At 56.4% G+C, this 18,343-nt stretch carries 24 protein-coding genes and 1 pseudogene; 15 read left to right on the top strand and 10 right to left on the bottom strand.

Annotation, left to right across the window (positions count from 1 at the left end; all coding sequences use genetic code 11):
- Window positions 1–3: 3 nt before the first annotated feature.
- The 7 genes from ruvX to pyrE all read right to left on the bottom strand — a co-directional run bounded on the left by ruvX (window position 4) and on the right by pyrE (window position 4,722).
- A complete protein-coding gene (ruvX, locus tag ACZ1GM_RS11845; protein ID WP_472676631.1) occupies window positions 4–489 on the bottom strand; it encodes a Holliday junction resolvase RuvX in 486 nt (161 codons plus the stop codon).
- Entirely contained in the window at window positions 471–1,679 is a 1,209-nt protein-coding gene (locus tag ACZ1GM_RS11840; protein ID WP_472678563.1) for a DUF3089 domain-containing protein, read from the bottom strand. Before ACZ1GM_RS11840 ends, ruvX begins: the two co-directional genes overlap by 19 nt.
- On the bottom strand, window positions 1,591–2,604 hold the full coding sequence (lepB, locus tag ACZ1GM_RS11835) for a signal peptidase I (RefSeq protein WP_472676630.1): 1,014 nt from the start codon (window positions 2,602–2,604) through the stop codon (window positions 1,591–1,593). The genes ACZ1GM_RS11840 and lepB overlap by 89 nt, the downstream gene beginning before the upstream one ends.
- On the bottom strand, window positions 2,601–3,011 hold the full coding sequence (gene acpS / locus ACZ1GM_RS11830; protein WP_472676629.1) for a holo-ACP synthase: 411 nt from the start codon (window positions 3,009–3,011) through the stop codon (window positions 2,601–2,603). The genes lepB and acpS overlap by 4 nt, the downstream gene beginning before the upstream one ends.
- Before the next feature lie 124 nt (window positions 3,012–3,135).
- Entirely contained in the window at window positions 3,136–3,363 is a 228-nt protein-coding gene (locus tag ACZ1GM_RS11825; RefSeq protein WP_472676628.1) for a pyridoxal phosphate biosynthetic protein, read from the bottom strand.
- A gap of 38 nt (window positions 3,364–3,401) precedes the next feature.
- Window positions 3,402–4,142, bottom strand: a complete 741-nt coding sequence (locus tag ACZ1GM_RS11820; RefSeq protein WP_472676627.1) for a pyridoxine 5'-phosphate synthase — start codon at window positions 4,140–4,142, stop codon at window positions 3,402–3,404.
- Window position 4,143: 1 nt separating this feature from the next.
- Window positions 4,144–4,722, bottom strand: a complete 579-nt coding sequence (gene pyrE, locus ACZ1GM_RS11815) for an orotate phosphoribosyltransferase (RefSeq protein WP_472676626.1) — start codon at window positions 4,720–4,722, stop codon at window positions 4,144–4,146.
- Between the two features lie 241 nt (window positions 4,723–4,963).
- Between pyrE and coxB the strand changes: the two genes are divergently transcribed.
- The 15 genes and pseudogenes from coxB to ACZ1GM_RS11740 all read left to right on the top strand — a co-directional run bounded on the left by coxB (window position 4,964) and on the right by ACZ1GM_RS11740 (window position 16,974).
- Window positions 4,964–6,058, top strand: a complete 1,095-nt coding sequence (gene coxB, locus ACZ1GM_RS11810; protein ID WP_472676625.1) for a cytochrome c oxidase subunit II — start codon at window positions 4,964–4,966, stop codon at window positions 6,056–6,058.
- Between the two features lie 29 nt (window positions 6,059–6,087).
- Window positions 6,088–7,809, top strand: a complete 1,722-nt coding sequence (gene ctaD, locus ACZ1GM_RS11805) for a cytochrome c oxidase subunit I (protein WP_472676624.1) — start codon at window positions 6,088–6,090, stop codon at window positions 7,807–7,809.
- 127 nt (window positions 7,810–7,936) lie between these two features.
- Complete coding sequence (locus ACZ1GM_RS11800) at window positions 7,937–8,851, top strand: heme o synthase (protein ID WP_472676623.1); 915 nt, start codon at window positions 7,937–7,939, stop codon at window positions 8,849–8,851.
- A 129-nt stretch (window positions 8,852–8,980) separates the two neighbouring features.
- Complete coding sequence (locus ACZ1GM_RS11795; RefSeq protein WP_472676622.1) at window positions 8,981–9,592, top strand: cytochrome c oxidase assembly protein; 612 nt, start codon at window positions 8,981–8,983, stop codon at window positions 9,590–9,592.
- 101 nt (window positions 9,593–9,693) lie between these two features.
- The gene (locus tag ACZ1GM_RS11790) at window positions 9,694–10,566 is read left to right on the top strand and encodes a cytochrome c oxidase subunit 3 (RefSeq protein ID WP_472676621.1); all 873 of its coding nucleotides are present in this window, start codon (window positions 9,694–9,696) and stop codon (window positions 10,564–10,566) included.
- Between the two features lie 59 nt (window positions 10,567–10,625).
- The gene (locus tag ACZ1GM_RS11785) at window positions 10,626–10,961 is read left to right on the top strand and encodes a DUF983 domain-containing protein (protein WP_472676620.1); all 336 of its coding nucleotides are present in this window, start codon (window positions 10,626–10,628) and stop codon (window positions 10,959–10,961) included.
- Between the two features lie 2 nt (window positions 10,962–10,963).
- Window positions 10,964–11,560: an SURF1 family protein gene (locus tag ACZ1GM_RS11780; protein WP_472676619.1), complete on the top strand. Its 597-nt coding sequence runs from the start codon at window positions 10,964–10,966 to the stop codon at window positions 11,558–11,560.
- A gap of 167 nt (window positions 11,561–11,727) precedes the next feature.
- A complete protein-coding gene (thrC, locus tag ACZ1GM_RS11775) occupies window positions 11,728–13,128 on the top strand; it encodes a threonine synthase (RefSeq protein WP_472676618.1) in 1,401 nt (466 codons plus the stop codon).
- Window positions 13,128–14,020: pseudogene (locus tag ACZ1GM_RS11770) on the top strand (RsmD family RNA methyltransferase). Before thrC ends, ACZ1GM_RS11770 begins: the two are co-directional and overlap by 1 nt.
- A gap of 7 nt (window positions 14,021–14,027) precedes the next feature.
- Complete coding sequence (locus ACZ1GM_RS11765) at window positions 14,028–14,402, top strand: dihydroneopterin aldolase (protein WP_472676617.1); 375 nt, start codon at window positions 14,028–14,030, stop codon at window positions 14,400–14,402.
- On the top strand, window positions 14,399–14,722 hold the full coding sequence (locus ACZ1GM_RS11760; RefSeq protein WP_472676616.1) for a Rossmann fold domain-containing protein: 324 nt from the start codon (window positions 14,399–14,401) through the stop codon (window positions 14,720–14,722). The genes ACZ1GM_RS11765 and ACZ1GM_RS11760 overlap by 4 nt, the downstream gene beginning before the upstream one ends.
- Window positions 14,723–14,737: 15 nt before the next feature.
- Entirely contained in the window at window positions 14,738–15,739 is a 1,002-nt protein-coding gene (gene moaA, locus ACZ1GM_RS11755; protein ID WP_472676615.1) for a GTP 3',8-cyclase MoaA, read from the top strand.
- Window positions 15,739–15,981, top strand: a complete 243-nt coding sequence (locus ACZ1GM_RS11750; RefSeq protein ID WP_472678562.1) for a MoaD/ThiS family protein — start codon at window positions 15,739–15,741, stop codon at window positions 15,979–15,981. The genes moaA and ACZ1GM_RS11750 overlap by 1 nt, the downstream gene beginning before the upstream one ends.
- A gap of 5 nt (window positions 15,982–15,986) precedes the next feature.
- The gene (locus ACZ1GM_RS11745) at window positions 15,987–16,439 is read left to right on the top strand and encodes a molybdenum cofactor biosynthesis protein MoaE (protein WP_472676614.1); all 453 of its coding nucleotides are present in this window, start codon (window positions 15,987–15,989) and stop codon (window positions 16,437–16,439) included.
- A gap of 91 nt (window positions 16,440–16,530) precedes the next feature.
- A complete protein-coding gene (locus ACZ1GM_RS11740; protein ID WP_472676613.1) occupies window positions 16,531–16,974 on the top strand; it encodes a hypothetical protein in 444 nt (147 codons plus the stop codon).
- A 37-nt stretch (window positions 16,975–17,011) separates the two neighbouring features.
- Here ACZ1GM_RS11740 and ACZ1GM_RS11735 read toward each other — a convergent pair whose 3' ends face one another.
- The 3 genes from ACZ1GM_RS11735 to ACZ1GM_RS11725 form a co-directional block, all read right to left on the bottom strand.
- Window positions 17,012–17,233, bottom strand: a complete 222-nt coding sequence (locus tag ACZ1GM_RS11735; RefSeq protein WP_472678561.1) for a helix-turn-helix domain-containing protein — start codon at window positions 17,231–17,233, stop codon at window positions 17,012–17,014.
- Entirely contained in the window at window positions 17,230–17,547 is a 318-nt protein-coding gene (locus ACZ1GM_RS11730) for a Crp/Fnr family transcriptional regulator (RefSeq protein WP_472676612.1), read from the bottom strand. The genes ACZ1GM_RS11735 and ACZ1GM_RS11730 overlap by 4 nt, the downstream gene beginning before the upstream one ends.
- A gap of 149 nt (window positions 17,548–17,696) precedes the next feature.
- Window positions 17,697–18,155 (bottom strand): hypothetical protein, encoded by a 459-nt coding sequence (locus ACZ1GM_RS11725; RefSeq protein WP_472676611.1) that lies wholly within the window; start codon window positions 18,153–18,155, stop codon window positions 17,697–17,699.
- Window positions 18,156–18,343: the final 188 nt, after the last annotated feature.

Genomic DNA, 18,343 nt, shown 5'->3' with positions numbered 1-18,343 from the left:
GCGTCAGAGAGTTCCTCCGGCTAACCGGTCAATTGCACCTTGCAGGATGATTGCCGCGGCATGGCTGTCGATTTTCTCCGCGCGCTTGGCGCGGCTCATATCCTGTCCGATCATCGCTGCATCCGCGCTCGCGGTTGACCAACGTTCGTCCCATAATAGAATTGGTAGGCCAAGGGCTTCGGCTAGGTTCCGTGCATATGCGCGGGTCGATTGCACGCGCGGCCCTTCGCTGCCATCCATGTTGCGCGGCAATCCGAGGACAACGCCCGTTACGTTTCGCGCGGTCGCCAAATCCCTCAACTTGCCTGCGTCCTTTGAAAATTTGCCGCGCGGTAGCGTCGATCCAGCGGTGGCAAAGCGCCAACCTGCATCGCATGTTGCGATCCCGATAGTCTTTGTGCCTAAATCCAATGCCAGCAGAACGCCGCCATCAGCAAGCGCCGCAGAAAACTCCGGCGCCTTTTCTGTAATCAGCGCGCTTCCACCCATGCTGATACGCGGCGCACCACGTCCTCCTGCAAGTTCGCCCAAAACAACGGGATATCATACACGTGGTAATTGTTGCCTGGCAGCACACCCTGCCCCAATTGAGGTGGATCGCCGATAATCAGCAAGCCTGCATCGTCACAGCGGGCCGGAACAGCACCTGCAACCAATTCTGCCGCTGACATATCGTTATTGGGGACCAGAGTGCCCAAATTGGCATCCATTGGGGCCTCGTCACCCACTACCCCGGTCAACGGATTGACGCACAGGATGGGGCCATCGCCGCGCGGGCCGCCACTCAGGCTTTCCGTGGAACGATAGCGGTCCATGATCATCGAGGTGTCCGGATTGTCCGCAAAGCTCGACCAGGTCGTCAGGCAGGCGGGCTGATTTGCTGATGCACATGCAGGCAGTGGCAGGGCAGGTAAGTCATCCTCTACCGAAATCGGCCACCCAATCGGGTAAGCGGCTGCGACGCGGGTTTCCAGTTCGGTCCCCGCAACTTCTTCGCGGAGCAGGCGCAGGATGTGCAGCGAACCCTGACTGTGTCCGGCAAGCACGATTGCTTTGTCATCGTCGATACTCTCGACAAAATAGCGAAAAGCTTCCCGCACATCGGCATAGGCTGCATCAATAGCCTGTTGCGCCTCTGGCTTATCGGTCAGAAAAGCACCGGCCACTGCTTGCCGATATTTCGGTGCCCAGATTTCGTCGGCACGATTGAACGCGCTGGCCATTCCGCGCAGGAACAGCTTTGCGCGTGCCTCTGCCTCATCGTTGCCAAGCGCAGCATTCCACCGTGCATCTTCGGTCACCGCAAGCGGGATGTAGCTTGTCGGATGCACAAAGAAGACGGCGAAATCCGGAATCTCAGTCGGGTCGAGAATCTCTGCGCGGCTTGATCCGACAGTGTCGAAGGGATCGGTGTTGTCGGCGAGACTCCGCTCTGCCGCTGGCGTATCTGGCGATGGCTCTCGCTCTGCGATATCTTCGCCTGCTTGCGCGATGGCCGGTTGATATCGTGAGGGGTCGCTTGTCCCGATGCCAGGGCGTGAATACCACATGTTCGGGTCTTGATAGGCGTTCGCCTGTAGCGCTTCTTGTTCAACAAACTCGCCGCGCGGCACGAATGCAATTGCAGTCGCCTCGCGTGACCAAATGGCGAGGGCAATGGCGCCGGCAATCAGCGCCACGATGATAACCGCAATAAGATAAAGAAACTTGCGCGCCATTGCGGTTGTTTATTCGCTGACGTTTTCGGTTTTCGCCGGTCGTAAGGTTGACCAAGGCGCGTCCGCTGCGCAGTGATGTGAACCAACTGATTGGGTTCCAATTGGTTGTCCCATCGAGTGAGAAGGTAATGAATTCAGCGCGCCCACCAATATTTTCAAGCGGAATTGCGCCGCCCAGTCCCTTGGCGACTAGGCTCGCGCGGCTATCTGCGGAATGGTCACGGTTGTCGCCCATCACAAATACATGATCTTCCGGCACTGTGACCGGATCGAAATTGTCCAATCCCTGGTCGGTATGGTCAATGATCAGATAGCTTGCGCCGTTAGGCAGTGTTTCGCGATATACGGGCATTTCGCAGATAGGCTCGCCCGCATCGTTTTTGCTTTTCATGCTAGGGTAGTCAAACGAACTGCATGGTGAGTTGATGTCAACCGGCACTTCGATCGCGGGTTCGACAGATTGTGGCACCGGCTCGCCATTCAGAATGATCTGGCCGTTGCGCACTGCAATTGTGTCACCGGGCAGGGCGACCACACGTTTAATATAGTCCTCATCGCGTTCCGGGTGCACAGGAATGACGATATCACCATATTCCGGCGCGTCAGCCCAAACGCGCCAATCAGCGCGCGGCGCAAGGTGAAAGCTGATCGACGACCAATTCCAGCCATAGGGATACTTGCTGACAACCAGCCGATCGCCCTTGAGTAGTGTCGGCATCATAGACTCGGATGGGATGTAGAATGGTTTCGCCACAAAACTGTGAAACGCAACCACAGCCAAAAGCATCAGCGCAAGGCCGCGAATTTCGGCGAACCAGTTAATAGGTTCTTCAGCAGGTTCGCGCTTGTTTTTCAGGTCAGCAGCAGGATGGTTATCTGTGGTCATGAATTGTCTTTGGGGATTGCCTCAATAATCACAAAGGCCTGAGCCCATGGATGATCGTCAGTGAGAGTCAGATGAATGGAGGCCTCATGGCCCGGTGGGATCATTTCTTCAAGCCGCTTTGCTGCACCGCCCGATAATGAGAGGGTCGGCGCGCCCGATGGCGCATTTACGACACCGATGTCTTTCATGAACACCCCGCGGCGAAAACCGGTGCCGACTGCTTTGGAAAAGGCCTCTTTGGCGGCAAAGCGTTTCGCGTATGTGCCCGCGATGGTGAAGGGGCGCTTGCGAGCTTTGGCGCGCTCTACCTCGGTAAACACACGGTTTTCAAACCGCTCGCCAAACCGATCGAGAGAGTTTTGTATGCGCTCAATATTACAAAGGTCAGAGCCAAGTCCGATGATCATGGGAGTTTTCCGGTTTCGTGCCAAGCCACCCGCGCCCTCCGTCCTTCCACCCGGAGCCTAACGGGACATAATCCGGGTGGAAGGACGGAGGGCGCGGGTGGCTTGGTCGCTATCAAAAGAATTCTCAAAACACCTTTGCCAGGATCATGACGAGCAGCGCAAACACCATGTAGTTGAGCAGTACTTGTGACTTGAAGAGATAGTGGGTCAGATTACCCTTAGCGAGCGTGAGCGCGCCGACATAACCAAAAACCTGCAGCGCTGGCCATCCAATCGCAAACTCCAGAAAAATGCGGTTGTTGAGAGCGAAACCGAGCAATCCGATACTTAAGAGGAATGGTATGATGGCCATGATCGCCCAGCTTGCCTGCCTTGGGTCAAGCCTTTCCGTCAACGCGCATCGTCCATCAAGTTGCGCATTTTTCGCACAGCAGCTTCAAGCCCGACGAACACCGCTTCGCCGACCAGATAGTGGCCGATGTTGAGTTCGGCGATCTGCGGGATGGCGGCGATCGGCTGCACGTTCTCATATGTGAGGCCATGGCCAGCATGCGGCTCAATGCCGTTCTTCGCCGCTAACGCAGACATATCGCTGATCCGTTTCAACTCGCTCGTAATGCGTTCGCTGTCTCCGTCGAGAAAAGCATGGGCGTATTCGCCCGTATGAAACTCAACGACTGGGGCGCCAAGACGCAGCGCCGCGTCGAGCTGTCGTTCTTCTGCTTCGATGAATAGCGACACGCGAATGCCCGCATCCTTCAGCGCGCTAATGATCGGTACCAGCGTGTTGTGTAGGCCAGCGGCATCAAGTCCGCCTTCAGTGGTTCGCTCTTCACGCTTCTCAGGCACGATACAGGCCGCATGTGGATTGTGGCGCAGTGCGATGTCCAGCATCTCTTGCGTAGCAGCCATTTCGAGGTTGAGCGGCAGATCCGTCGCATCCTGAATGCGCTGCAAGTCAGCATCGCGGATGTGGCGACGGTCTTCGCGCAAATGCGCGGTGATGCCATCACCACCAACTGCCGCTACGATCTCCGCAGCGCGTACGGGATCAGGGTGATCGCCACCGCGCGCATTGCGGATGGTTGCGACGTGATCAATGTTTACGCCAAGACGCAGGGGGGCGGCCATTCTAACTTCGGCTACCTGGCTTGGTTACCGGGATCGCGGCCAGTTCTTCTGGTATCTCGTCATCGGCAAAGCTGGGGAAGGTGAGTTCAATCAGAGGGAAGAAGGGCACGCCCAAATCCGCTTCGCCAGCAGATCGATCAACTAGAGATACTTCCGCGATGACTTCTCCGCCCTCTGCTGCAACGGCGGCTATGGCTTCGCGACTCGAAAGCCCAGTGGTCACGACATCTTCAACCATCAGAACCTTTGCACCTGGCTCAAGACGAAAACCGCGACGCAAATGAAATTCCCCATCGGGGCGTTCGAGAAACAAAGCGTCTTTCTCGAGCGCACGACCCATTTCGTGGCCGATAATGATGCCTCCCATGGCAGGGCTCACTACGGTGTCGATCTCGCTGCGGATCTCGCGCGGGATTTTCTGTGCCAGAGCGCGGGCGAGTCGCCCAGCCCGATCAGGGTTCATCAGTACCCGTGCACATTGCAAGTAATGCCCACTATGCCTCCCAGAGGAGAGTTTGAAGTGCCCCTCCAGCAACGCTTCGCTGGCACGAAATTCCGAGAGAATATCTTCGTCTGTCATACGGTCTTCCAAAGCGAGTTGCGCGAGATAGTGCAAGCGGATTGTGCACCAGTTGCGGCAAGATGCATGAATCTTGAACAAGCAAGGTTGCGTATTTTTCTCCGCCATTGACTTGAGGCATCTGGCAACACTGTTATAGGGCACCGGAAAGATGGCGTGGGTTGCATGTCTTTATACAATTCGTGAGCACGCCAAATTCTGGGCTATCCTGCCCGAGTAAGAGAGTGACAGCAGACTACATATGAGCATCTCTAAAACGATCTCAGCTATCCAATATCGCCTTTTGGCCGCAATCGCTGTGATGAGCGCCGCACTGGCATTGGCATCCTTGAACAATGCAGCATATGCTCAGGAGGCAGCCCCTGTCGATGCGGTCACAGTTGGTGATGAAGGTCCCGCCGATGCAGGTGCAGTAGAGGCAGAAGTCGCGAGCGAGGGTGCGTATGTGCCGATGGCCCCGACCGAGGGTAAGGGCATGCCGACCGCATATGAAGACGATGCGCTGAAGAGCCTGACTTTCCAGGATCAGTATACCGCCGATGGTCGGTACGCGCTGTGGATGCACGATGTCGTTCTGCTTCCGATTATCACAGTCATCAGCCTGTTTGTTCTGGGTCTGCTGCTGTGGGTGGTTGTTCGCTATCGCAAGGCGGCAAATCCGACACCATCGAAGACAACGCACAATACCTTTATCGAGGTTGTGTGGACCGCTGTTCCGGTTATCATTCTGGTGGTTATCGCGGTGCCTTCAATTTCTCTGCTTGCCCGCCAGTATGAGACACCGCCAGAAGATGCGGTGACGATCAAGGCGACCGGCTATCAGTGGTATTGGACCTATACTTATCCCGATCACGGCGAATTTGAGGTGGTCTCAAACATGATGGATGAGGAGACCGCAAATGCGCGTGGTGAGCCTTACCAGATGGCCGTGGATAATCGCATGGTGGTGCCTGCCGGTGTCCCGCTGCGTATCCAGACAACTGCTGCTGATGTGATCCATGCTTTTGCCGTGCCAAGCCTGTGGTTTAAGATTGATGCTGTTCCGGGCCGCTTGAACGAACGTCTTCTCGTTATCGAGGAACCTGGTGTATATTATGGTCAGTGCTCAGAGCTGTGCGGCGCACGTCACGCCTACATGCCGATCACTGTCGAGGCGCTGCCGATGGAGGAGTTTGCGGTATGGGTCCGCGAAAATGGTGGCTCAATGCCCGGTGCAGATGGTGCTGCAGATGGCGCTGATGCGGATGACACTATGGATGGTGTCGAGCTTGAGGCCTCGCCGGAAGCAAACGAAGACGGCGCAGAAGCTGCGCAAGACGCTCTAGAAACTACTTGATTTTACGCCGACGAGAGAGACAGATCACGATGGCTACCACCGCTGAACAGTTCCAGGCCCACGCTGATGATCACGCCCATGATGCGGATCACAAGCCCGGCTTTTTCGCCCGTTGGTTTATGTCAACCAACCACAAAGATATCGGTACGCTATATCTGATTTTCGCGATTTGTGCGGGTATCATCGGCGGTGCGATTTCTGGCATTATGCGGATGGAGCTTGCGGCTCCGGGCATTCAATATCTCGGCTGGTGGGCTGAGTTTATGGGTGCCGAGGCAGGCGATCTCAATGCTTCGCTACATATGTGGAACGTCTTTATCACCGCGCACGGCCTGATCATGGTTTTCTTTATGGTCATGCCTGCGATGATTGGCGGCTTTGGTAACTGGTTTGTGCCGCTTATGATTGGCGCTCCGGACATGGCGTTCCCGCGCATGAACAACATTTCGTTCTGGCTGACCGTTGCTGGCTTTGTGAGCTTGCTCTTGTCGCTCTTTGTGCCGGGTGGTACAGGACCGGGTGCGGGCGTTGGCTGGACGGTTTATGCACCGCTTTCAACCACCGGTTCGGTTGGTCCGGCAGTCGATTTCGCAATCTTCTCGCTCCACCTTGCGGGCGCTGGCTCGATCCTTGGTGCGACGAACTTTATCACTACCATTTTCAACATGCGTGCGCCGGGCATGACGCTGCACAAAATGCCGCTCTTCGTATGGTCGGTTCTGGTCACAGCGTTCCTGCTGCTGCTGGCGCTGCCAGTGCTCGCTGCAGCTATCACAATGCTGCTGACGGACCGCAACTTCGGCACGACATTCTTTGATCCTGCTGGCGGCGGTGACCCTGTTCTTTATCAGCACTTGTTCTGGTTCTTCGGTCACCCAGAAGTGTACATTATGATCCTGCCGGGCTTCGGAATGGTCAGCCAGATTGTCGCGACCTTCAGTCGTAAACCTGTGTTTGGCTATCTCGGCATGGCTTATGCGATGGTTGCGATTGGCGTGGTTGGCTTCATCGTCTGGGCGCACCACATGTACACTGTCGGTCTCGACGTGAATACGAAGATGTACTTCACCGCTGCGACTATGGTCATCGCGGTTCCAACCGGCGTGAAGATATTCAGCTGGGTCGCCACGATGTGGGGCGGTTCACTTGAATTCAAATCGCCAATGGTTTGGGCGCTCGGTTTCATCTTCCTATTCACCGTTGGCGGTGTGACTGGCGTTGTGCTCGCCAATGGCGGCATCGACGATAACCTGCATGACACATACTATGTGGTCGCGCACTTCCACTACGTGCTGTCGATGGGTGCTGTGTTTTCGCTGTTCGCGGGCTTCTACTACTGGTTCCCGAAAATGAGCGGCAAGATGCACTCCGAGCTGCTGTCGCACCTGCATTTCTGGGTATTCTTCATCGGCGTGAACATCATCTTCTTCCCTCAGCATTTCTTGGGCATGCAAGGTATGCCGCGTCGTTATCCTGACTATGCAGAGGCGTACACTTTCTGGAACGAGGTCAGCACCTTTGGTTATGCCATTATGGCGCTCTCAATGGTGATCTTCTTCGTGAACCTTGCCTACGCATTTGTTGCAGGCCGCAAGGCTGGAGATAACCCTTGGGGTGAAGGCGCGACCACGCTCGAGTGGACTTTGTCGAGCCCGCCGCCATTCCACCAGTTCGAAACGCTGCCTGTGATCGAAGATCATCACGATTATCACGATCACATGCCGCGTGATGGCGAACCGGCGACTGCGTAAGCTGTTTAAGCAATTGAGGCGTTATGGGATGGGCGCTTCAGGAGTGAAATAAATTGGGAGGGCGCGCCGTTCAGGTGCGCCTTCCGCATATTGAGAGAGTTGGCCAATCGGCCAGAGCTAGATGGAAATGACCGGCACCACGACGCAGACACTTCCGGCTGATTGGCGCGACTTCTTCGCGCTGACGAAGCCGCGTGTCATGACGCTGGTGATTTTCACGGGCCTATGCGGTTTGCTCGCAGCCCCTGGTAGCATCAACCCAATCCTCGGTTTCAGCGCGATCCTGTGCATCGCACTGGGTGCCGGGGGCGCGACCGCTTTGAATATGTGGTGGGAAGCAGACATTGATGCGGGCATGAAGCGTACTCAGGCGCGTCCATTGCCGTCTGGTAGACTTCGCCCTGACGATGCGCGCGACTTTGGCATTGCTCTATCGGCATTTTCGGTTGGGATCATGGGCCTAGCCGTGGGCTGGCTCGCGGCGGGCATCCTCGCCTTTTCGATTGTCTATTACGCCGTTATCTACACAATTTGGCTGAAACCACGCACTCCGCAAAACATTGTTATTGGTGGCGGTGCGGGCGCATTTCCACCGTTGATCGGTTGGGTTGCTGTGACCGGCGAGGTCACAGCGATGCCGATCTTGCTCTTCGCGATCATCTTCATGTGGACGCCGCCGCACTTCTGGGCGCTCGCGCTGTTCGTGAAGATCGACTACGAGAAAGTCGGTATCCCTATGATGCCAGTCGCGCGCGGTGAGAAGTCTACGCGCACGCAGATACTAATCTATTCGGTGCTCTTGCTGCCTGTCGCGGTCGCACCATGGTTCATCGGCGGAGCTGGGGCGTTCTACGGGCTTGCAGCGCTTGCGCTGAGCAGTGCATTCGTTGCGCTTTCAGTTCCGGTCGCATTTCGGCAATCTGTCGAGCACGATAGGATGAAGCCGGAAAAGCGGCTCTTTGCATTCAGCATTCTGTACCTGTTTGCATTGTTCGCGGCTTTGGTGGTTGACGCGGTGATGCGTCAGAATGGTATTGCATGATGACCCCAGAGGAAGAAGCCGAGTTTAAACGCCGTCAAAAGAGCCGCAACCTTGTGATGGGTGGCTTGCTGATTGGTGCAGTGATTTTGTTCTACCTCATCACAATTGCGCGGATTGGAGCCCAATAGCATGGCGACTGCTCCGACCACCGACGCCTCTATGGATGAACGCAATACCCGCACCGGCGCCTTCGCTATTATTGGCGCGCTCGCAATGTTAGGCATGGGCTATGCGGCGGTGCCGCTATACGATCTGTTTTGCCGTGTTACCGGCTTTGGCGGGACGACGCAGCAGGCAACCGAAGGCGAAGCTGCCCTGGCGGAACAGCAGGCTGCGCTCGCGGGCGCGCCGCCGATTTCTATCCGTTTTGATGCGAGCACATCGCGCGAGGTCCCGTGGACTTTCCGACCTGAGCAATCAACAGACTCGGTTCGCATCGGTCAGCGCGATATGGCATTCTACATCGCGAAGAATAACAGCGATGTCCCGATCACCGGGACCGCGACATTCAACGTCGAACCGGAACAAACTGGACGCTATTTCAACAAGATCCAGTGCTTCTGCTTTACAGAGCAAACTCTGCAGCCCGGCGAAGAAATCCGCATGCCTGTGCTGTATTACGTCGATCCGGCGATTTTAGAGGATGATAACGCGAAGGATGTGGAACAGATTACTCTGTCTTACACCTTCCACCGGGCGCCTGAACAACCGGAAATGAATCAGGCTGCTGCAGTGCCTTAGGCTTCCGCAGAAGAAAGTTAAACCGGGCTGATAAGGCCTAGATTATGTACGCGCTGCGCTCTAAAGACGTAGCGAAGAATTTTAAGAGGACGGGGTAACCCATGGCTGGCAACGTCAATCACGACTATCACATTCTTGAACCCGATATCTGGCCGCTGATCGGCTCGATCTCGGCGCTGACCTTTACCAGCGGCATGGTGCTGTACATGCACGAAATGGCATCGGCGCATCTGGTGCTGGGACTGGGCATTGCTGGTCTCATTGCGACATTCTTTGCGTGGTTCAGCAATGTTGTGAAAGAGGCGGAGCGCGGCGATCACACGCCGGTGGTTCAGCTTCACATGCGTTATGGCATGATCCTGTTCATCGCCTCGGAGGTGATGTTCTTCGTCGGGTGGTTCTGGAGCTGGTTCGACTTCGCTCTGTTTCCTGCACCGCTCGAAGTTAGCTTTATCGATGGCGAACAGCTAACCACAAACCGGTTCATTTCCGAAGGCGAGACGGCTTTGGGTACGCTGGTGCCTGAAGGTATGAAGGTACTGAATGCCTTCTCACTTCCGCTGCTCAACACGCTGATCTTGCTGTGCTCGGGCACCACCGTAACCTGGGCGCACCATGCCCTAATCCATGGTGATCGAGAGGGCCTCAAGAAAGGCCTTTGGGCGACCATCGCGCTTGGCGTCGTGTTTAGCATGGTGCAGGCATATGAGTATAGCCACGCGCCGTTCGTATTCGGTCAGAACACCTACAGCTCAGCTTTCTATATGGCGACTGGCTTCCACGGTTTCCACGTTTTGGTGGGCACGATCTTCCTCGCTGTTTGTCTGGTGCGGGCCTATGCGGGCCACTTTACTCCGAAGCAGCATTTCGGTTTTGAAGCTGCTGCGTGGTATTGGCACTTCGTCGACGTGGTATGGCTATTCCTGTTCATCGCCGTTTATGTCTGGGGCGGTTGGGGCGCAGAAGCGATCTGACCCATTATGTACCTGTGACTGACGACAGTTCACACTCTCAGAAAGGGCAGCCCTCGATCGTGGAGGCTGCCCTTTTCGGTTGTTGCCCTCAATGCGCATCGCGAACTTTGTTCGATGCGCCTTTGGAGGTTGCTAATCGCTGCACAATCTGTGGGCTGGAGTTTGGCAAGCTGGAACGCGGCGCCCGTTTGGCTGGGGTTCTGACTCTGCTCATTGCTGCGATCTTGATCGGATTGGCATGGTGGGTCGATGAGGCCTTGCGGCCTCCGCTGTGGCTGCATGCGATCATCTGGATACCCCTGACCATCGGCGCGGTTTTGGGCAGTGTTCGGTTGCTGAAGACCGTATTGCTCTATGCGCGTTTTGAAGCGGAGCGGGATAAGTCGGACTTATGAATATGCGCGACATTCCAATCATTCCGACGATCCTGGTTGCGGCGGCAATCGCGACAATGATCGCGCTGGGCGTATGGCAGCTAGGCCGTGCGGACGAAAAAGAGGCACTCATCGCCAAGTATGAGGCGGCGCTAGCTAATCCCGATGTGGTCGTTTTTCCTGATACATCGCGGGTCGCGTCAGGCGAAGAGCCGGATGATGCCGTATTTTTCCGACGCTCATCCTTGGAATGCTCCGAAGTACGCGGCGCTACTTCGATTGCTGGCAATAATGCTCAGGGGCAAAGCGGCCTCGTGCATGTGATTACGTGCGACACACCGCGAGGCATCAATGAATTCAAGGTTGGTTTTTCGCGGGACCCCAAAGCGCCGGATTGGAATGGCGGAGAGGCGGCAGGTCTTATCGCACCGGGCGGCGAATTGGGCGTTCGTTTGCAGCTGTCAGAGCCGGTTGCAGGCCTCGAGCCACTAGCGAAGCCCGACCCCAAAGACTTGCCGAACAATCACCTTGCCTATGCCGGACAATGGTTTTTTTTCGCGCTCACGGCGTTGGTGATCTACGTTGTTGCTCTGAGGAAACGGAGCAAGGATTTGTCTTAGTATGTGCCTTGGCCACCCACTCCCTCCGCCCTTCTGCCCGGAGCCTACCGGGGCAAACTCCGGGTGGAAGGGCGGAGGGTGCGGGTGGCGTCGCTTGCTAGACTTCTCTCGGATAAACTCGCGATTGCTTGCCCACCTGCTTCCGCGCAGCTAACCGCGCAAACACTATGGAATATATCTCAACCAGAGGAAGCGCGCCGGCGCTGGATTTCGCTGGGGTCACGCTGGCTGGCCTTGCCAATGACGGCGGGCTTTATGTTCCGCGTGAATGGCCGCAATTTACGACTGACGAGATCGCGGCGATGCGCGGTCTTCCCTATCCTCAACTCGCTGCGCGGGTGATGCAGCCATTTGTAGGCGACAGCTTGTCTCCTGACCGTCTGCTGGAGCTATGCGAGAAAGCCTATGGCCGTTTCGCCCATGCGGCGGTCACACCGTTGGTGCAGTTGGATGAGCGGCAATGGCTGCTAGAGCTCTTTCACGGCCCGACGCTAGCATTCAAGGATGTGGCGTTGCAATTGTTGGGGCTGTTGTTTGAGGAATTTCTGGAACGCGACGGCAGCCATCTGACCATCGTTGGCGCGACGAGCGGTGACACCGGCAGCGCGGCGATCGATGCGGTTGCGGGCCGTGATCGGGTCGAGATTTTCATGCTCCATCCCAGGGGACGGATCAGCGATGTCCAGCGATGCCAGATGACTACTGTGCTTGCGCCGAACGTGCACAATATCGCCATTGATGGCAGTTTTGACGATGCGCAGGCGATGGTAAAGCGCATTTTCAACGATAGTGATGTGACTGCGACGTATCGCATTGGCGCGGTGAACTCGATCAATTGGGCGCGGTTGCTGGCGCAGGTTGTGTACTATTTCGCTGCTGCGTTACAGCTTGGCGCACCAGAGCGGAAAGTCGCGTTCAGCGTGCCGACTGGCAATTTCGGTGATGTGTTTGCGGGACATGTGGCTGCGCGCATGGGGCTGCCGATTGAACAGCTGGTGGTGGCAACTAATGTGAATGACATTCTACACCGCGCACTGACCAATGGCGATTATTCTACCGGGTCAGTCACACCCACTGCGGCACCGAGCATGGATATTCAGGTCAGTTCGAATTTCGAAAGGCTGCTGTTTGATGTTGGCGGCCGCGATGGCAGCGCGATGGCCGAGCAGATGCGTAGCTTTGAAAAAGCGCGCGCGATGCACCTGACCAATGCGCAGCGCGACGGAGCATCGACCTTATTTACCAGTGCGAGAGCTGACGAAAGCGCGATGGCCCAGGCGCTGCGCTGGGCACATGAGCAAGCCGGGCAAGTAATCGATCCGCATACGGCGATTGGGCTCTACGCGGCGCGGGAGACCGTTCTGCCTGAGGGTACCCCAATGGTCACGCTGGCAACGGCGCACCCGGCGAAGTTCCGTGATGCGGTGGAACGGGCGACCGGTGTGCGTCCGGTGCTACCCGCGCGGATCGGCGATCTGTTTTCGCGCGAAGAATCCTATGTGGAATTGCCAGGAACCTATGATGCCGTACGCGATCACATAACGAATCATGCGAGCGCTTCTGCCTGATGGCTGACCTGCGTCACGATCCTGTACTGATGGTGGGCGAGGGCTGGGATGGCTATCGCCTGCTCGATAGCGGCCATGGCCGCAAGTATGAGAGTTTTGGCGACTATCGTTTTGTCCGTCCAGAACCTCAGGCAATGTGGGCACCGCGCAGCGATGATTGGAAGGCGAATGGTGAATTCCTGCCCGGTGCCGATGAAGATGGCGGAGGGCGTTGGCATGGAATTGATAGTTTGCCTGAACAGGGCTGGCCCGTGTCCTGGAACGAGGTGACGTTCACGGCTCAGCCTACGCCTTTTCGCCACCTTGCTTTCTTTCCCGATATGGCACCGGTGTGGGCCTGGATGAGGGCGCAACTGGATGGTCGCAGCGATGCCGAAGCTTTGAATCTGTTTGGATACACTGGCGTCGGGTCGCTCGCTCTATCCAGGCACGGTACCGTGTTACGCATGTCGATGCGAGCAAGAAATCGGTCGCGCAGGCGCGGGAAAATTCCGCACTTTCGGACATGGAAGACAAGCCCATTCGCTGGCTGGTCGATGACGCTGCAAAGTTTACAGCGCGTGAGGTGCGGCGCGGGCGCCGTTATGATGGGATTATTCTCGACCCGCCAAAATTTGGGCGAGGCCCCAAAAACGAAACCTGGCGGTTGGAAGAGGGCCTGCCAGACCTCGTTCGCGATTGCCGCAGGCTGCTTGACGCCCACAGCCGCTTTCTGTTTTTGACCGTCTACGCAGTGCGAATGAGCAGCTTGGCGCTTGGCGGTCTGCTAAATGAGGTCTTTGCCGACCTCCCTGGCACGATCGAGCATGGCGACTTAGCGGTAAGCGAAGTGGGGGAGGGCGCGCGCATGCTGCCCACCGCGATCTTCGCAAGGTGGTCAAATCCGGTATAGGCGCGCAATGAACGATTCGCTGATCCTTGAAGTGGCCGATTTTGAGCATGATGTGCTCACCGGCATTTATTCCGAAGAAACCGGCAAGCCCCAACCGTTACGCTTTACCATCAAAGTGCGATTGAAGCCGCTTGACCGCTACGATGCGGATACCGCGCTGGATGCGAGCAAGAACTACATGGATCTGAAGTTCGCGGCGTCTGAGGCGCTGCCAGAAGGGGTTCACTTTAAACTGATAGAGGCGGTGGCTGATCACGTGTGTGAGACGCTGTTTGTACAAGACGCGCGAATTGAGGCGATTACAGTGAAGATCGTCAAGCTTGCGATTGCTGAGGCCAATGAGAAGATCGGCATCACCCTGCATCGGGAACGGCGCGAGTGACATCGCAGATAGTGCACATTGTTGACGAATTGCCTGCCGCCGCGTTGGACGCAGCCGCAACATTTACACGGCGCTATCTATCTCACGTTACGGAAAAAATCGCCAACGAAGCTTGCGATGGGCTAATGATCCTGTTGCCATCTGCGCCCTATGATCATCGCGACTGGCGTCGAACGATGGCGCGTGATCTGGCGCGGCAATATGCGCCGACACGGGTTAATGTTGTGGCTGCTACCAACTACAATGACGCTAAACCGATCCTGGATTATCTCAAAGGCGCGCCCGGTATCACTGGGCAGTATCTTGAAGCCGCCGAATAAGGTAAGCATCTCCCTATGACGTCGGCCCCGCTTATTGACCAGTTTCAGCGACGGATTACGTATCTGCGATTGTCGGTGACTGATCGCTGCGATTTGCGCTGTTCCTATTGCATGCCAGAGCGGATGAGGTTTCTGCCAAAGCGCGAGGTGCTGAGCCTTGAAGAATTGCATCGGCTCTCGCTTGCTTTCATCGCGCGCGGGGTGACCAAGATCAGGCTGACCGGCGGGGAGCCATTGGTCAGGCGCGACATGATTGATCTCGTACAGTCCCTTGGACGCAAGATCGGTGACGGGTTGGAGGAGCTCACCCTCACCACCAATGCGACACAACTCGCATCATACGCAGACGCGTTGGCCAGCGCCGGAATTCGCCGAGTTAATATCTCGCTCGACACACTTGATCGAACAAAGTTCGCTAAACTCACGCGACGCGACGCCCTGCCGCAAGTCTTGGAGGGGATCGCCGCCGCTGAAGAAGCGGGTCTGTCGATCAAACTCAATACCGTTGCACTCAGGGGCCTCAACGAGGTTGAACTGCCCGATCTAATCGCCTGGGCGCATGGAGAAGGTCATGAGGTCACTCTGATCGAAGTCATGCCTCTGGGGGAAGTGGATGGCGATCGGATCGATCACTATCTGCCGCTGACTGCTGTAAAAGATCAGCTTGATGAGCGCTGGACGTTGACACCCTCTCATCATCGTACTGGCGGACCAGCTCGCTATTTCGATATTACCGAAACCGGCGGGCGCTTGGGGCTTATCACTCCGTTGACCGGAAATTTCTGCGATGGCTGCAACCGATTGCGCGTTACAACCACTGGTCAGCTTTATCCGTGTTTGGGTGGCGGCGAACGTGTGGATTTGCGCGCTGCTCTACGCGAAGATGACACCGACGCCAGTTTGAATAACGCGCTTGACCGCGCCCTGGCCATCAAACCTGAAAAGCATCATTTTGCAATTTCCGAAGCCGGTGAAGCGCCTTCGCAGCTGCGCCATATGTCCGTGACGGGTGGATGATGAGCGTGCGCATACTCTTTTTGGGACCGCTTCAGGATATCGCTGGCGAGGCGGAGCGTGAGGTCGACGGGCCGCTAGACTGGGCAGGATTGATAAACGCAATTGGCCCAGCGGTCGCTGATCAGCTTAGCGATGACCGCGTAAACGTGGCCTGTGCGGGCAAAGTGCTGAGCGACAAACGCGCTCTTGCCGCGAAGGACGGCGACGAGGTCGCCTTGCTTCCTCCCGTGAGTGGCGGCTGAAGGCCATGCGTGTCGTGCGGCTGGATAACGAACCGCTCAAGCCAATGATGGAATGCGACGCGCTCGCCGAGGCATTGCCCGATGCAGGCGGGATTGCCAGTTTCATTGGCCAGGTTCGTGCTTCTGGCGTCGAGGCGTTGGAACTTACGCACTATGAGCCACTAACTCTTCCCGGCATGGAGGCTCTGGCGGATCAGGCGTCCGATCGATTTGCGTTGATGGGCCTGATCATCATCCACCGCATTGGAATGTTACAGCCCGGTGAACCTATCGTCTGTGTGGCCGCCGCCGCCCGCCATCGTCGCGAGGCGATTGAGGCGGTCGATTTCATGATGGACCATCTCAAAAGTGCGGCCTGGTTTTGGAAGCGTGAGAAGCGCACTGACGTTTCTGGTAGTGGATGGCATTGGATTGAGCCGCGCGCGCGGGACCATACCGACCTCGCTCGCTGGAAATAATCGCGCAAAAATCGGCGAAATTTGACTCAAGTCAAAGCGCGCTAAGCAAAAGCGCGCGACAAAGCTCTCGTAACGCAAGGGAGCATACATCATGTCAAAACTTCTCACTCGTGAGCAAATCGCTGAACAAGCCGTTGTTCGTGCCGAGGCCCCGGAGAGCAGCAAACGCAAGTCCGTTGAGGTTGATCGCAGCTTTGAAATGCCAAAGGCGCTGTATGGTGCAACCGTCGCGCTCTATCTTGGCTTCATCGCCATTATGGCGATTGGCTTTCCAAGCTCTGGCATGATTTTGCCTATGGTCATTTTCGCAGTTTTTATCGTTGCGGGTTTTGGGGTGCCGGCGCTATGGGCGCGTCTTGAGCCAAAGACGGGGCAGAAAAAGCAAAAAACTCTGAGCAAACTCATGAACGGCGGCATCATGACCAATACTGGATTGCTTTCGGGCAAAGACGCTGCCGTCCAGATGCTCATTCTGCCAGTGCTAATCGTGTGTTGGGGGCTAGCCACCATCACTATCGCAGCCATCGTTTCCTGATCGCGAAGGTGATCAGTCTGAGTTTAGCACTTAGTCGCTAAGTCGTGGTGGAGAGCAGCGCGGGGTCGAGCAATTCGATCCCGCGCGAGCCGGTTCGGCGAATGGCTCCCTTCTTCTCGAACCGGGAAAGCTGCCTGCTAATGGTCTCAATCGCGAGACCCAGCATGTTGCCGATTTCCCCACGACTTAGTGGCAACTCAAAATAGCTGGCTGGATGGCATGGCGAATCGCTTGCCGCGCGCGCGAAAGCGAGGATCAAACCACCCAATTTGTGAGCGGTACCGAATGATTGCCCGTAAGCGCCAAGAGATCGCGTGCAGCATGCAGATCTTCCTGGCTTCGGCGCAGTAAGGCCTTGGCCAATTCGGGATGGCGGTCAATCGTCTGTTCGATGGTCGAACCCGCGAATAGACATAGCTCGCTGTCAGTCAGTGCGATGACGTCTGATTGTGCAAAGGGGCGAAACATCTCTCCGACAAAACCGGATGGGTGAACCAGCGCCAGAATGTGCTCTTCACCACTGGCGTCGGTTTGTGAAATCTTGAGAGCACCCGTTTGGAGCGTTGCGCACATCGAGGTGTCGTCGCCTGCAGAGAATAGGGTTTCGCCGCGCCTGAGTTTGCGGGTTCGTCCTGATCGAGCCAAATCTTCTCGGTCGCTGTCGGACAGAACTGCACACGCAGCTCTCTCTCTGATTGGGCAGGTTTCACATGCGAGGGACATCAACGCAGCGCCCTACGAAGTCCGTTAAGCACTGCATCTTCCTGTAAAATCAGCGCAGCGACCTGACTGCGGGTGTCAGAGATCTGCGCATTATCTTCATATTGGATGGAGGCTGCGGTGAATAACGTATCAAGCTCAGCCAGGACAATCGCAGTTTGGCTGCGGTGCGAATCGAGGTCTGCGACCGCTACCTGCGCAGCCGCCCATGCATTGCTTTCCACGCTAGCGCCTCGCGCAGCAAGAACGGTCGATTGCGCGCTCTGTCTGTTCTTCTCGAAACGTTCATGAGCGGCTTGCGCTTGCGACAGCAAGCCAGCGAGGTGAGTTTCCAGATCGCCATCGAAGTTCGTAATGATCTCGGGCACATCGAGTTGTTGTTTCTCGGCGGGCTCAAACTGCCCCTCGGCGCGCTCAAAATCACGGATTGCCAGTGATGGGTAGGATGTGTCAGCGCTCACGCACCCTGCGAGAAGCGAGATGGGAAGCACTGAGCAGATAAGTGATCGTTTATTCAACATCGCTGCGCTACATACCATGGGCACGCTGGCATGATAGCCCAGACAATTGAAAAGGCACGGATGCAAAAAAGCCCCGTAGCGCCGTTGACTTGAGGCACCCTTTCCCTTAACGGCACCCATCTTTCCGG

This window comes from Qipengyuania sp. JB2-7, assembly GCF_055693485.1.
Note: the sequence above shows the minus strand (reverse complement) of the source record. Positions and strands in the feature narration are given on the sequence as shown.